Below are 13,767 nucleotides of genomic sequence, written 5' to 3'. Positions count from 1 at the left end.
TCAGGCTCCGGAGGCGGGCGGCAGCGCGGCCAGGCGCGTCCAGGCGTCCAGCGCCGCGGCCATCTCGGCCGCCTTCTTGCTCGTCCCCTCGCCGCGGGCCGTGACCAGGCCGCCGACGATCACGGTCGCCACGAAGACCTTGTTGTGGTCGGGCCCGGTCGCGGCGATCTCGTAGCGGGGGGCGGGAGCGCCGTGCTCGGCGGCCGCCTCCTGCAGGCTCGTCTTCGGGTCCATCGAGACGCCGAAGCGACCCGGGTCGGCACGCAGCGGAGCGATGAGGCGCAGCACGAGGTCGCGCGCCGCGTCGGGGCCGGTGCCGAGGTAGACGGCTCCGATGATCGCCTCGACCGTGTCGGCGAGGATCGACGCCTTCTCGCGGCCGCCGGTCAGCTCCTCGCCGCGGCCGAGACGGAGGAACTCGCCCAGGCCGATGCCGCGGGCGATCTCGGCCAGCGCGACCGTCGACACGAGGCTCGCCCGACGCTTGGCCAGGTCGCCCTCGCTCAGAGCGGGGTACTCCGTGTAGAGCATGACGGTGACGGCCTGCCCGAGGATCGAGTCGCCGAGGAACTCGAGGCGCTCGTTGTGCGGGATGCCGCCGTGCTCGAAAGCGAACGACCGGTGCGTCAGGGCGAGCTCGAAGAGCTCACCGTCGAGGCTCACGCCGAGCGTGGCCTCCAGACGCGACCGGTCGTCGCTGGAGGGTGTTGCGGAGGTCTGGTTCACCATGGACCACTCGACGTCCGTCGCGGAGCGACGGCTCGCCGGAGGAGTCGGATCAGACGTCGGCGACCTTGCGGCCCTTGTACTCGAGGAACAGCGCGGTGCCCGCGGAGTCCTCGACGACCTTGGCGCGGTGGGGGAGGCTGTAGACGACCTTGCCGTTCTCGACGGTCTTGACCAGGGTGGGGACCTCGGCCTTCCACTGCGAACGACGGGCGTGGGTGTTCGCGCGGGACTTCTTCCTCTTGGGAACAGCCATGATTCTCTCTTCTCTACGTGTGTCCCGTGTCGGGGCTAGTCGGTTTCGGTGCCGGCCTGACGGCCTGCACCGCTGTCTGCGGAAGCTCCGGGCGCTGCGGCCCCACCGTTCCCCGTCTCGCTCAACCCGGCGAGCGCGGCCCACCTGGGGTCGTGCGGCGCATCGGGTTCGCGCTCGGAGGAATCGGCCAGCCGCTCCCCCGTGACGGGGTCGAGGCCCGGACAATCCGGCCGGCAGACCGGCTGGAACGGCAGCGACAAAACCACCGCATCCCTGACCAGAGGTTCAAGATCCACGTGGTCGTCGTGAACCTCATAGTCGAAAGCTTCGTCAGAAGAGTACGCGAAAAGTTCCTGGAACTCGACATCGACAGGCAGGGAGATGTCGGTCAGGCACCGGCTGCACTCGCCGACGGCCTCCGCCGAGACCTCGACGCTGGCCAGGATCCCCTCGTGCACCGACTCCACGCGCACGTCGAGGTCGATCGGCGCGCCCTGTCGGACCGCCACGATCCCCTCGCCGTACTGCTCGGGCGCGTCGATGTCGAGACGGTGCTCGCGCATCTCCCCCGGACGGCCGATGAGATCGCGCACGTGCACGGTGAACGGCGTCTTTCGGAAAGTAGTCACGAGGGTCCATCTTACGCGCGACGGCGCCGAGCGGGCGGGAGAGCCCCAAGTCGCGGACCGGCCGAGGACGACGGTCCCCGCACGACGACGGGCCGGAGCCGTCGCGGACGACGACCCCGGCCCGGGGAGCACGGATCAGGCGCCGCCCTCCTGCAGCGTCACCTCGATCGGCTCGAAGTCGGCGCCGCTCGTGTCGACGCCCTCCTCCTCGAGCTCGGCCAGCGCCTTCTCGACGTACTCGTTCGAGTACGCCGTCTCCGGCGGGTCGTCGCTGATGATCGTCGCGCCGGTCTCGTTCTGCGTCTCCTTCGCGATGTCGACCGTCTGCTGCCAGGCGGCCTCGTCGATCATGCCGATGCCTCCCGTGGAGGGCCAGATCAGCTTGTTGACCTCGTTGGTCATCCAGAGCTGGTGACTCGTGCCGAGCGTCGAGCCGGCGGCGGTGACGATGTCCGCCGCCTCCTCCGGGTTGTCCTTCGCGTAGATCCAGCCCTTGATCGAGGCCTTAACGAAGGCGACGGTCTGCTCCGCGTACGCGTCGTCGCTCTCGAGCTTCTCGGCGTCGGCCCAGATCGCGTCCTGCAGCATCGCCGTGCCGACGTCGTTCCAGCTGATCACGTTCAGGTCGTCGGGCGTGTACAGCTCCCCCGTCTCCGGGTTCACGCTCTCGAGCACCTGCGCGTACTCGTTGTAGGTCATCGCCTGCGCCGCGTCGATGTCGCCGGCGAGGAAGCCGTTCATGTCGAACTGCTGCTGCACGAGCGAGATGTCGTCGAGCGACACTCCGTCCTGCTGCATGCCGGCGAAGAGCTCCCACTCGTTGCCGTAGCCCCAGCTTCCGACCGTCTTGCCGGACAGATCGGCGGGCGAGGTGATGCCCTTGTCCTTGAACGAGATCTGCGTGGTGGCGCTGCGCTCGAAGATCTGCGCGACATCGGTGATCGCCGCGCCCTGCTCGATCGAGCCGAGCACCTTCGGCACCCACGAGATCGCGTAGTCCGCGTCGCCGGAGGCGAGGACGTCCTGCGGCACGATGTCGCCGCCGCCCTCGGCGATGGTGACGTCCAGGCCCTCGTCCTCGTAGTAGCCCTGGTCCAGGGCGGCGTAGTACCCGGCGAACTGGGCCTGGGCGACCCACTGCAGCTGCAGGGTGACCGGAGTGAGGTCGCCCGAGCCGCCGCCCGAGCCGCCGTCGTCGGTTCCGGATGCGCTGCATCCGGTGAGCGCGAGACCGACGGCGGCGAGCCCCGCCGTCGTGGTCGTCGCGATGCGCGTGCGTCTGTTCACTGTTCCTCCAGATGGTGTGGTGCAGGACGTGCCCGTGCGGGCGGTGCTGTGGAGCGACGTGCCGTGGTGCGGGTGGAGCGCCGGGCGGACCCGGGTGGAACGGTGGAGCACCGGGCTGGCCCGGGGGCGGCTGGGATCAGCGCGCGCGACTGCGCCGGAGCGCGAAGGCCTCGAGCCCCGCGGTGGCGCAGTAGAACAGGAGGCCGACGAGCACGGCGCCGAGCACGTAGGCGTAGGCGAGCGCGTAGTCGCTGCCCGAGGCCGCCGTCGTGATCGACTTGCCGAGCCCGCCGACCGGCCCGCCGAAGTACTCGGCGACCAGAGCCGAGATGACGGCGAGCGAGGAGGCGATGCGCAGTCCCGTGAAGAAGAACGGCACGGCGGCGGGGAGCGTGACGGCGAGCGTGCTCTGCCACGGCGTCGCGGCGTACGCCCGCATCAGGTCGCGGTGCACCGGAGTCGCCTGCCGCAGCCCCCGCAGGGTGTTCACGTAGACCGGCACGAAGACGGCGAGTGCCGCGACGAGCTGCCGCGCCGTCTCGACGCTCGCGCCGAACATCGTGTACAGCACGGGCGCCAGCGCCACGATCGGCACCACGGCGGCCGCCGCGACGATCGGAGCGACGAGACCGTCGAAGACCCGCAGCAGCGCCGACAGGCTCGCGACGACCACGGCGACCACCGCTCCGACGACGAGGCCGATCAGCGCGTTCCCTCCGGTGACGCGACTCCCGGACGTCACCGAGCCGAGGTTCTGCGCGAACTCCGCGCCGATCGAGATCGGCGACGGCAGCACGAACGGCTTCACGTCGAACGCCGTGACGCCGACCTGCCACAGGATCAGGGCCGCGAGCCCGAGCAGCAGCGGCGCGAGGACGGTGCGCGCGAGCGCCGGCGTCGTCATCGGTTCTCCACCCCGCGCGGCAGCGCCGCGGCCTCGCCGTGCAGGAGTTCGCGCACGGCGCTGACGTCGCGGAAGAACGACTCGTCCTCGCGCACGCCCTCGTCGCGCGAGGCGGCGTCGGGCAGGCGGACCGGGAGCACGTCGCGGATCCGCCCCGGGCGGGGCGACATCACGACGACGCGGTCCGAGAGGAACACCGCCTCCGGGATCGAGTGGGTGACGAAGACGACGGCCGCTCCGGTCTCGGTGCGGATCCGCAGCAGCTCCGTCTGCATCCGCTCGCGCGTCATCTCGTCCAGCGCTCCGAAGGGCTCGTCCATCAGGAGCAGCCGCGGGCTCTCGGCGAGCGCCCGCGCGATGGCGACGCGCTGCTGCATGCCTCCCGAGAGCTGGTCGGGGTAGGAGTCGGCGAAGTCGCCGAGCCCGACCAGCGCGAGGAGCTCGTCGACCCGCGAGCGCCGGGCGGCCGCTCCGACGCCGTGCAGCTCGAGCGGCAGGGCGATGTTCGCGCGGATGCTGCGCCACGGGAGCAGCCCAGCCTGCTGGAACGCGATGCCGTAGTCCTGGTCGCGCCGCGCGCGCCGCGCGGTCTTGCCGAAGACGGAGATCCCGCCGGATGTCGGCTCGTCGAGGTCCGCGATCAGTCGCAGCAGGGTCGACTTGCCGCAGCCGGAGGGTCCGATCAGCGAGACGAACTCCCCCGCCGCGATCTCGAGCGACACGTCCTGGAGCGCGACGACGCTCGTGCCCTTCTTCGTGCTGAACGTCTTGGTGACGGCGTCGACGACGACGGCGGACTCGGCAGCGCTCATGCGGGCTGCTCCCCTCTGCGGAACGGACGGAGGGCGACCCCGATCAGCGCGACGGCGCCGGCGGCTGCGAGGCCGACGAGCACCGCGCCCAGGATCGGCGCCCAGGGCTTGGCGGGGTCTCCGCCGGCGGCGGAGGCGAATTCGATGATCATGCGACCGATGCCGCCGCGCAGGCCGATCGAGACCTCGGCGACCACGGTCCCGATCACGGCGCTGACCGCTCCGAGGCGCAGGGCGGGGAGCAGATACGGCACGCTCGCCGGCAGGCGCAACCGCACGAGCGTCTTCCACCAGCCCACCCCGTAGACGTGCATCAGTTCGATCTGGTGCGCGGCCGGCGAGCCGAGTCCGCGGAGCGCGCCGATCGACACGGGGAAGAAGGCGAGGTAGGAGGCGATCAGCGCCACCGACATCCAGTTCTCCCAGGTGAACGCGCCGAGCTCGAGCTGCGAGCCCCAGCGGCGCACCAGGGGCGCGATGGCGATGAGCGGCACCGTCTGGCTGAGCACGATCCAGGGCAGCACCGCCGACTCCGCGGTGCGGAACCGCTGCATGAGCAGCGCGAGCAGCATCCCGACGACGACGCCGACGATCCAGCCGACGGCCGCGATCCCGAGCGAGAAGGCGCTGGCCTGCAGCACCGCGAGCCAGAGCGCCGGAGCGCCGCGGGCTCCGGTCACCGGCTCGACGAGTCGCGCCGTGATCTCCCAGAGGTGCGGCATCGCGATCGCGCTGGTGCGAGGGAGCACCGTGACGCCGCCGACGACCACACCGGTCTCGGGGCCGAGCGCCTTGTACGCCTCCCAGACGAGAGCGAGCAGGAGCAGGCCGGCCGCGCCGAGCAGGATCCCGCGCGCCGCGGCCGGAGCCCTCATGCCTTGGCCGTGATGTGCGGGCCGAGAGCCGGGATCACGCGCTCGCCGTAGACGCGCAGCGTCTCCTCCTTGTTGTCGTGCTGGAGGTAGCCGGCGAACTGCGTGACGCCGATCGCGGCGAGCGCCTCGAGCTTGGCGATGTGCTCGTCGGCCGTGCCCAGCACGCAGAAGCGCTCGACGATCTCGTCCGGCACGAAGGAGGTGTGGCTGTTGCCCGCGCGACCGTGCTCGTTGTAGTCGTAGCCCTCGCGCCCCGCGATGTAGTCGGTGAGCGCCTGCGGCACCGCGCCGCTGCTCCCGTACCGCCCGACGATGTCGGCGACGTGGTTGCCGACCATCCCGCCGAACCAGCGGCACTGCTCGTACATGTGGGCGCGGTCGGTGCCGATGTACATCGGCGCCGCGATGCAGAACTGCAGCGACTCGGGGTCGCGGCCTACGTTCGCGGCCGCCTCCTTGACCGTGCTGATCATCCAGCGCGCGATGTCGATGTCGGCGAGCTGCAGGATGAAGCCGTCACCGATCTCGCCCGCGAGCTTCAGCGCGAGCGGGCCGTACGCGGCCACCCACATCTCGAGCGAGGAGCCGCGGCTCCACGGGAACTGCAGGGTCGAGCCGTTGTACTCGACCGAGCGGCTGTTGGCGAGCTCGCGGATGACGTGGATCGACTCCCGCAGCGTCTTGAGCGTGGTCGGCGCCCCGCCCGTCACGCGCACCGCGGAGTCGCCGCGGCCGATCCCGCACACGGTCCGGTTGCCGTACATCTCGTTGAGCGTCGCGTGCAGGGAGGCGATGACCGTCCAGTCGCGGGTCGCCGGGTTGGTGACCATCGGGCCGACCGTGATGCGGTGCGTCTTCTCGAGGATCTGCGAGTAGATCACGTAGGGCTCCTGCCAGAGCAGGTGCGAGTCGAACGTCCACGCGTAGTCGAAGCCGTAGGTCTCGGCCAGGACGGCGAGGGCGACGGTGCGCGAGGCGGGCGGGTTGGTCTGGAGGACGACTCCGAAGTCCATGGGGTTCCTTCTGAGGTGCGGTGGGGCGGCGGACGGATCGATCGGAGCTCAGATCAAGTACTGACTCAGCCCCCGCTTGATGTACTTGCCGTCGCCCTTGGAGCCGACGTACTGCCCGTCGTCGACGACGACCTTGCCGCGGGAGATCACGGTGTCGACGTGCCCGTCGATCTCGAACCCCTCCCATGCGGAGTAGTCCATGTTCATGTGGTGGCTGCGCCCCTCGCCGATGCCGATCGAGGTGTGGCCGTTCGGGTCGTAGACGACCACGTCGCCGTCGGCACCGGGCTGGATCACGCCCTTCTTCCCGTACATCCCGAACATCCGCGCCGGGGTGGTCGAGGTCAGCTCCACCCAGCGCGGCAGCGAGATCTGCCCGGACACCACGCCCTGGTACATCAGGTCCATCCGGTGCTCGACGGAGCCGATGCCGTTGGGGATCTTCGAGAAGTCCCCGACGCCCATGTCCTTCTGCCCCTTCATGCAGAACGGGCAGTGGTCGGTGGACACCATCTGGATGTCGTTCGTGCGCAGCGACTGCCACATGTGGTGCTGGTGCCCCTCCGCCTTCGACCGCAGCGGCGTGGAGCACACCCACTTCGCGCCCTCGAACCCGGGAGCGCCGAGCTGCTCCTCGAGCGAGAGGTAGAGGTACTGCGGGCAGGTCTCGCCGAACACGTTCATGCCGCGGTCGCGGGCCTGCGCGATCTGCTCCACCGCCTGCTTCGCCGACACGTGCACCACGTACAACGGCGCACCGGTGAGGTCGGCGATCATGATCGCCCGGTGCGTGGCCTCCTCCTCCGCCTGCCACGGACGCGACGTGCCGTGGAAGTAGGGAGACGTGTTCCCGGCGGCGAGCGACTGCTTCACGAGCTCGTCGATGATCGCGCCGTTCTCGGCGTGCATCATCATCATCGCCCCGTTCGACGCGCCCTTCTGGAACGCGCGGAGGATCTGCCCGTCATCCGAGAGGAACACGCCCTTGTAGGCCATGAACAGCTTGAAACTCGTCACGCCCTCGTCCATCAGCTCGTCCATCGCGACGAGTGACGAGTCCTGCACGTCCGAGAGGATTTGGTGGAAGCCGTAGTCAATGGCGCACTCGCCCGCCGCCTTCGCCTGCCACGCCTGATACCGGTCGACGACGCTCTCCCCGGGGTACTGGACGACGAAGTCCACGATCGACGTGGTGCCGCCCCAGGCCGCAGCCCGGGTCCCCGTCTCGAACGTGTCCGACGCGAAGGTGCCGCCGAACGGCATCTCCATGTGCGTGTGCGCGTCGATCCCGCCGGGGATCACGTACTTCCCGGTCGCGTCGACCACACGATCGACGTTCGCCGCGAGATCGAAGCCGAGCAGCGTCGAGCCCGGCGCGAGGACCGCCGCGATCGTCTCTCCGTCGATCAGCACGTCGGCCGTGCCGGTGCCGGTCGCATTCACGACCGTGCCGTTGGTGATGAGGGTCTTCATCGTCGCTCCTGGGTGGTTCGGGCGGTCACGGCTTCGGGATGCTGGTGTACGACTCCGGCCGGCGGTCGCGGTAGAACTGCCAGTCGTCGCGCATCTGCTGCACCATGTCGAGATCGAGGTCGCGGAGGAGGATCTCCTCGCTGTCCCCCGAGCCGCGCTCGCCGACGAACTCGCCGCGCGGATCGATGACCTGGCTCGTGCCGTAGAAGTCGACGGCGAGGTCGCCGTACTCGTTGTCCTCGCGGCCCACCCGGTTGGGCTGCAGCACGAAGTACCCGTTCGCCACGGCGGCGGCCGGTCCCTCGACCTCCCACAGGCGGTTCGAGAGCCCCGGCTTGGTCGCGTTCGGGTTGAAGACCATGTGGGCCCCGTTCAGACCCAGCTCGCGCCAGCCCTCCGGGAAGTGCCGGTCGTAGCAGATGTGCACGCCCACCTTGCCGACGGCGGTGTCGAAGACGGGATAGCCGAGGTTGCCCGGGCGGAAGTAGAACTTCTCCCAGAACCGGTCCAGGTGCGGGATGTGGTGCTTGCGGTACTTCCCGAGGATCGTGCCGTCGGCGTCGACCACCACGGCGGTGTTGTAGTAGACGCCGGTCTGCTCCTCCTCGTAGATCGGGAGGATCATCACCACCCCGAGCTCCTTCGCCAGCGCCGCGAAGCGCTGCACGATCGGCCCGTCGGCCGGCTCGGCGTAGCGGTAGTACTTCTTGTCCTGCGTGATGCCGAAGTACGGACCGTAGAACAGCTCCTGGAAGCAGACGATCTGAGCGCCGTCGGCGGCGGCGTCCCGGGCCATCTGCTCGTGCTTGTCGAGCATCGACTCCTTGTCGCCGGTCCAGGTGGTCTGCGTGATCGCTGCGCGGACGATGGTCATCGGTACCTCCATGACAGTGGGGTCATCCGCCAGCGGGGCTTCGACGGCGGAACTCCTCGGGTGCCTCGGCACCGTGCGGATGCGGAGTCGGGGGACCGTGGTCCCACTGTGGTGGGCCGAGCGCCCGAAGGCAACGACCCGCCCGACTCCGTGGACAGGGGTTCATCGTCGTCCTCCGACGTTTCCCGCGTGTTTCGAGTGGGAATCCGTGGGATTAAGGGATCGGCTCCACCGATTCCGTCGCCGCTCGACGAGCGCGGTACCGTGAGCGGATGCGCATCACGATCCTCGCCGGCGGCGTCGGAGGAGCCCGCTTCACCTCGGCCGTGCGGGAGCACCTCCGCGACCTCGAGGCCGCGGGCGGCGGCCCGTCCGAGATCACGGTGGTCGCGAACACGGGCGACGACATGTGGCTCACCGGTCTCAAGGTCTGCCCCGACCTCGACTCCCTCACCTACGCCCTGGGCGGAGTGAACGACACCGAGCGCGGCTGGGGCCGGGCCGGCGAGTCGGAGCGGGTCTCGGCCGAGCTCACCGCGTTCGGCGTCGGCTGGCCCTGGTTCACCCTCGGAGACCTCGACCTCGGCACGCACATCGCCCGCACCTCGATGCTGCGCGACGGTCTCACCCTGTCGGAGGCGACGGAGCGGATCACCGCGCGCTGGCCGCTCGGCGTCCGCCTGCTGCCCATGTCCGACGACGACGTCGAGACGAACGTCGAGGTCGAGATCCCCGGTGAGGGCGTGCGGCTGCTGCACTTCGAGGAGTGGTGGGTGCGGCTGCGCGCCTCCGTGCCCGCTCGCCGCTTCGTGCAGAAGGGGGCCGAGACCGCGCGTCCCGCTCCCGGCGTCCTCGAGGCGATCGCCGACACGGATGCGGTGCTCGTCGCACCGTCGAACCCCGTCGTGTCGATCGGCACGATCCTCGGCGTGCCCGGTCTCGCCGACGCCCTGCGCACGACGTCGGCGCCGGTCGTCGGAGTCTCCCCTGTGATAGGCGGAGCCGTCGTGCGCGGCATGGCCGACGTCTGCCTCGCCGCCATCGGCGTCGAGACCTCGGCCGAGGCTGTCGGCCTCCACTACGGTTCCCGCTCCTCGGGCGGGCTGCTCGACGCGTGGCTGGTCGGCGAGGAGGACGCCGCGGCCGTCCCCGCGCTCGAGGCCGCCGGGCTGCGGACGCGCTCGGTGCCCCTCTGGCTCCGCGACCGCGAGACCTCCGCCCGCCTGGCCGCCGACGCGATCGCCGCCTCCCGCGGCTGAGTCGTGGTGTCTCCCGCGCGGCCCGCCGTCGCCCGATCGGGCCGATTGCTTGTACCGTCGTCCCGGATCGACTTCCCGGGCGACGAGCGCCGGAACCGGAGTCGCACGACCGCCCGTCCAGGACCGCCCCCGCGGATCCGCCGCTCGGGCCGCAGGGCGCGCGCGCTCGCAGGAGGACTCATGCAGCATCGCACCCGCATCGGAGCGGACGCCGTCCGCGGTGCCGGCGGTGCGCGCCGTGCCTGAGCGCTCCTTCGTCCTGCACACGCCCCCTGACGACGGCATGACCGCGATCCACGAGGCGCTCGACGAGCTCTGGGCCGAGAGCCCGGGACTGGGCTCGTGGGACCGCATGTCCTTCACCACCGCCCTCGTCGAGGTGACGTCGAACGTCGTCCAGCACGCGCGCTCCTCCCGGCCCGTCGTCTGCCGCGTCGAGATCCGCGTCGACGACCTCGAGATGCGCGCCGTTCTGAGCGACTCGGGCGAGGCGGCCGACATCGACGTGGCCGAGCGCCGCGACATGCCCGACGAATGGGAGGAGGCCGGCCGCGGCATCCCGTTCATCCAGGCCCTCGTGACCAGCTTCGAGCACCGCCGCGTCGACGGGCAGAACGTCTGGACGATCGTGCGCGAGCGCAAGCGCTCCTGAGCGCTCCCCCCGGCAGAGGGAGCCGACGCCCAGGACCGTGTGCCAGCGTGGGAGGAACCGCGTCCGGACCACAGGCGCGGACCCCCTGCGGAAGGAACTCGTCCATGCCTGGTGCCCTCGTCCTCGCCGGAGGCGGACTGGCCGGTATCGCCTGGGAGCTCGGCGTCGTGCGCGGCATCGCCGACGCGTCCCCCGAGGCGGCCCGTCTCCTGCTCGACCCCTCGACCACGTTCCTCGGCACGTCCGCGGGTTCCGCCGTCGCGGCCCAGCTGAGCACCTCCGTCGGCCTCGACGAGGCCTACGCGTCGCAGCTGCGCGAGGAGTCGGCCGAGATCGGCGCCGTCATCGACTCCGAGGCCCTGCAGGCGAGCTTCGCCGCCGCGATCGAGGGCGCGACCTCGCCCGAGGACGCCCGTCGTCGCATCGGCGTGCTCGCCCTGTCGACGTCGACCCTGTCGGAGGAGTCGCGACGGGACGTCATCGCCGCTCGCGTCGCCGACGCGGACTGGCCCGATCGGCGCCTCCTGATCACCGCCGTCGACACCGCCACCGGCGCCCTGGTCGTCTTCGACCGCACGAGCGGCGTCCCGCTGGTCGACGCCATCGCCGCGAGCTGCGCCGTCCCCGGCGTCTGGCCGCCGGTCACGATCGACGGCGTGCGCTACATGGACGGAGGCGTGCGCTCGGGGAGCAACGCCGACCTGGCCGCCGGAGCCGACTGGGTCCTCGTCGTCACTCCGCTGCCCGGCGTCGGCGTACCCGGAGCGGGCACCCTGCCCACAGCGGAACTGGACGCCCTCGCATCCTCGCGGGTCGAGGTCGTCTACGCCGACGGCGCGTCGATCCGGGCCTTCGGACCCAACTCGCTCGACCCCGCGGTGCGCGCCGCCTCGGCCGACGCCGGTCGCGCCCAGGGTGCCCGGATCGCGAGCAGGATCGCCGAGCTCGTCGGCGCCTGACGCGTCCTCAGCGCACGACGCCGTAGCGGAGGAAGAGCGTCCCGTCGCTGAAGCGCCGCTGCTCGCGCAGCTCGAGCGCCGTGCGGAACCCGGACGGCAGGAACCGCGACCCGCCTCCGACCGCGACGGGCACCACGTACCAGCGGATCTCGTCCACGATGCCCGCGCGCAGAGCCTGAGCGGCGAGGTCGGCCCCTCCGATCGAGGCGTCGTGGTCGAGCGCGTCCACCTGCTCCCGCACCGCCTCGGGGTCGAAGCGCCGCTCGAGCCGGGTGCGCTCGGTCCGGACGTCGTTCAGGGTCCGCGAGTAGACGACCTTGTCCGCCGCCCGCCACATCTCCTGGAAGTCGCGGATGAAGGCGAACTGATCGGCGAGTGCGTATCCCGGGCCCCAGCCGCTCATGGTCTCGTACATCCGCCGGCCGTAGAGGTAGGTGCGCACCTCCGCCTCGGTCTGGTTGATGAAGCGGTGCACCTCGGGACGCGGCTCCGCCCAGGTGAAGCCGCCGGCCTCGTCCTGGGTGTACCCGTCGACCGAGGCGATCCCGCTGTAGACGAGCGCGCCCACGTCGGCCTCCTCCGCGGGCGGCTTCGGGTTCCGCCCACCAGCGCAGGCTAGGGGCGAGAGCGCTCTCACGCAACATCGGGCGGAGGGATCGGCGGCGATCGACGGGTCGGCGCCTCCTCCCCCGACCGCGTAGGGTTCAGGAGGCCGTGTCCGCGGCCGCGAAGGGTTCCGGATGAAGATCAGCCAGCTGCGTCACTTCGTGGCGGTCGCCGAGGAGCTGCACTTCGTGCGCGCCGCCGAGAAGCTCGGCATCTCGCGGAAGAAGCTCGACTCCTCCGTCGCCGCCGTCGAGTTCGACCTCGGGCGCCCGCTCTTCGAGCCCGGCGCGTCCCGCACGGTGCTCACCGCGGCGGGCCGCGAACGGCTCGCCTCCGCCCGCGCGGAGCTCGCGGCCCTGGGCGACGAGCCCGAGGCGGCTCCCCCCGCCGGCGGCAAGGCGAAGGCCTCGAAGGGCACCGGCCGCGCCCCGATCGTCAAGGGCCAGCCCAAGCCCTACAAGCGCCGTCAGACGCGCTGAGAACGGATCCGCCGGGCCTGCCGAGCACGATTCCGGAGTGGGCCCTACCGGGCTCGAACCGATGACATCCACGGTGTAAACGTGGCGCTCTACCAACTGAGCTAAAGGCCCCCGTCGCGGCCTGGCCGCCGACGAGCGTCCCCATCGTACGACACCCTCTCCCGCGTCCCCGGCCGTCGGGCGCCGCTAGCCTCGGCACATGACCGACGCACCCGGCGACCGGGCGAGGCGGCGCGCCGAGAGCCGCTGGCCCGCCTCCGCCGCCATCCTCGTCGCCGTCGCTCTCAACGTCGTCGGCCACGACGACCGCACGTCGGCGGTCAGGCTGGCCGCGGCGGCGCTCACCCTCGCCCTCCTGGTCCCGCTGTTCGTCGTCAACCCGCGCCGCCTCGACACCGAGACGAAGTGGTCGCGCGTCGTCTCGATCTCGCTGGCCGTCGTCCTCGCCGTCGCCAACCAGGTGAACGTCGTCGCCCTGGTCCTGGCGCTGGTCGACGGATCGACGGACGGGCCGCTCCTGCTGCTCACCGCTCTGCAGGTCTGGGTGACGAACGTGGTCGCCTACGCGCTGCTCTACTGGGAGCTCGACCGAGGTGGCCCCGTCGCCCGCGGAACACTCACGCGGAACGAGCTGCCCGCCGCGGACTTCGCGTTCCCGCAGGACGGCTACCGGGACACCGTGCGGGAGGTCTCGGCGACCTCCTCCGAGCGCGCCGACTGGCGGCCCGGCTTCGTCGACTACCTCTACGTCTCGACGACGAACACCATGGCGTTCAGCCCGACCGACACCATGCCGCTCTCGAGCCGGGCGAAGCTCCTGATGGCCGTCGAGGGCGTCACCGGATTCGTCCTGCTCGCGCTGGTCATCGCCCGCGCGGTCAACATCCTGAACTGACCCGCAACCCGAACACTCGGGCTGCGCCTCCGCGAGATGCCACTCCGGTGCGCGACACGCTGCAGGAG

Annotated in this window: 16 protein-coding genes and 1 tRNA gene; 5 read left to right on the top strand and 12 right to left on the bottom strand. The window is 71.0% G+C overall.

The window, feature by feature from the left end; translation table 11 throughout:
- The 10 genes from rnc to ASF46_RS07390 all read right to left on the bottom strand — a co-directional run bounded on the left by rnc (position 1) and on the right by ASF46_RS07390 (position 8,849).
- Complete coding sequence (rnc, locus tag ASF46_RS07435) at positions 1–729, bottom strand: ribonuclease III (RefSeq protein ID WP_056866968.1); 729 nt, start codon at positions 727–729, stop codon at positions 1–3.
- A gap of 49 nt (positions 730–778) precedes the next feature.
- Complete coding sequence (rpmF, locus tag ASF46_RS07430) at positions 779–982, bottom strand: 50S ribosomal protein L32 (protein WP_055792711.1); 204 nt, start codon at positions 980–982, stop codon at positions 779–781.
- A 35-nt stretch (positions 983–1,017) separates the two neighbouring features.
- Positions 1,018–1,611, bottom strand: a complete 594-nt coding sequence (locus ASF46_RS07425; RefSeq protein ID WP_235576877.1) for a YceD family protein — start codon at positions 1,609–1,611, stop codon at positions 1,018–1,020.
- A 135-nt stretch (positions 1,612–1,746) separates the two neighbouring features.
- Positions 1,747–2,898: an ABC transporter substrate-binding protein gene (locus ASF46_RS07420; protein WP_235576876.1), complete on the bottom strand. Its 1,152-nt coding sequence runs from the start codon at positions 2,896–2,898 to the stop codon at positions 1,747–1,749.
- Positions 2,899–3,034: 136 nt separating this feature from the next.
- Positions 3,035–3,802 carry an ABC transporter permease gene (locus tag ASF46_RS07415; RefSeq protein WP_056866967.1) on the bottom strand — a complete coding sequence of 256 codons (768 nt, stop codon included), beginning with the start codon at positions 3,800–3,802 and terminating at the stop codon, positions 3,035–3,037.
- Positions 3,799–4,614 (bottom strand): ABC transporter ATP-binding protein, encoded by an 816-nt coding sequence (locus tag ASF46_RS07410; RefSeq protein WP_056866966.1) that lies wholly within the window; start codon positions 4,612–4,614, stop codon positions 3,799–3,801. Before ASF46_RS07410 ends, ASF46_RS07415 begins: the two co-directional genes overlap by 4 nt.
- Positions 4,611–5,489, bottom strand: coding sequence for an ABC transporter permease (locus tag ASF46_RS07405; protein WP_056866965.1), 879 nt, complete (start codon positions 5,487–5,489; stop codon positions 4,611–4,613). Before ASF46_RS07405 ends, ASF46_RS07410 begins: the two co-directional genes overlap by 4 nt.
- Positions 5,486–6,502 (bottom strand): TIGR03842 family LLM class F420-dependent oxidoreductase, encoded by a 1,017-nt coding sequence (locus tag ASF46_RS07400; protein ID WP_056866964.1) that lies wholly within the window; start codon positions 6,500–6,502, stop codon positions 5,486–5,488. Before ASF46_RS07400 ends, ASF46_RS07405 begins: the two co-directional genes overlap by 4 nt.
- A gap of 48 nt (positions 6,503–6,550) precedes the next feature.
- Positions 6,551–7,975, bottom strand: a complete 1,425-nt coding sequence (gene hydA, locus ASF46_RS07395; RefSeq protein WP_056866963.1) for a dihydropyrimidinase — start codon at positions 7,973–7,975, stop codon at positions 6,551–6,553.
- A 25-nt stretch (positions 7,976–8,000) separates the two neighbouring features.
- Positions 8,001–8,849 carry a nitrilase-related carbon-nitrogen hydrolase gene (locus ASF46_RS07390; protein WP_056866962.1) on the bottom strand — a complete coding sequence of 283 codons (849 nt, stop codon included), beginning with the start codon at positions 8,847–8,849 and terminating at the stop codon, positions 8,001–8,003.
- Positions 8,850–9,121: 272 nt separating this feature from the next.
- On the opposite strand from ASF46_RS07390, the gene cofD reads away from it, so the two are divergent.
- The 3 genes from cofD to ASF46_RS07375 all read left to right on the top strand — a co-directional run bounded on the left by cofD (position 9,122) and on the right by ASF46_RS07375 (position 11,719).
- Positions 9,122–10,108, top strand: coding sequence for a 2-phospho-L-lactate transferase (cofD, locus tag ASF46_RS07385; protein WP_056866961.1), 987 nt, complete (start codon positions 9,122–9,124; stop codon positions 10,106–10,108).
- Positions 10,109–10,346: 238 nt separating this feature from the next.
- Complete coding sequence (locus ASF46_RS07380; RefSeq protein ID WP_157602302.1) at positions 10,347–10,760, top strand: ATP-binding protein; 414 nt, start codon at positions 10,347–10,349, stop codon at positions 10,758–10,760.
- A 104-nt stretch (positions 10,761–10,864) separates the two neighbouring features.
- Positions 10,865–11,719 (top strand): patatin-like phospholipase family protein, encoded by an 855-nt coding sequence (locus ASF46_RS07375; protein WP_056866959.1) that lies wholly within the window; start codon positions 10,865–10,867, stop codon positions 11,717–11,719.
- 7 nt (positions 11,720–11,726) lie between these two features.
- On the opposite strand, the gene ASF46_RS07370 is transcribed toward ASF46_RS07375, so the two are convergent.
- The gene (locus tag ASF46_RS07370; protein WP_056866958.1) at positions 11,727–12,287 is read right to left on the bottom strand and encodes a dihydrofolate reductase family protein; all 561 of its coding nucleotides are present in this window, start codon (positions 12,285–12,287) and stop codon (positions 11,727–11,729) included.
- A 172-nt stretch (positions 12,288–12,459) separates the two neighbouring features.
- Between ASF46_RS07370 and ASF46_RS07365 the strand changes: the two genes are divergently transcribed.
- The gene (locus ASF46_RS07365; RefSeq protein WP_055792740.1) at positions 12,460–12,804 is read left to right on the top strand and encodes a helix-turn-helix domain-containing protein; all 345 of its coding nucleotides are present in this window, start codon (positions 12,460–12,462) and stop codon (positions 12,802–12,804) included.
- Between the two features lie 38 nt (positions 12,805–12,842).
- On the opposite strand, the gene ASF46_RS07360 is transcribed toward ASF46_RS07365, so the two are convergent.
- Positions 12,843–12,915 (bottom strand) — tRNA-Val (locus ASF46_RS07360).
- Positions 12,916–13,003: 88 nt separating this feature from the next.
- Between ASF46_RS07360 and ASF46_RS07355 the strand changes: the two genes are divergently transcribed.
- On the top strand, positions 13,004–13,699 hold the full coding sequence (locus ASF46_RS07355; protein ID WP_056866957.1) for a DUF1345 domain-containing protein: 696 nt from the start codon (positions 13,004–13,006) through the stop codon (positions 13,697–13,699).
- The last annotated feature ends 68 nt before the right edge of the window (positions 13,700–13,767 follow it).

The organism is Rathayibacter sp. Leaf296 (assembly GCF_001423045.1).
Classification (GTDB): Bacteria; Actinomycetota; Actinomycetes; order Actinomycetales; family Microbacteriaceae; genus Rathayibacter; species Rathayibacter caricis.
This window is presented reverse-complemented; position numbering and strand designations above follow the sequence as displayed.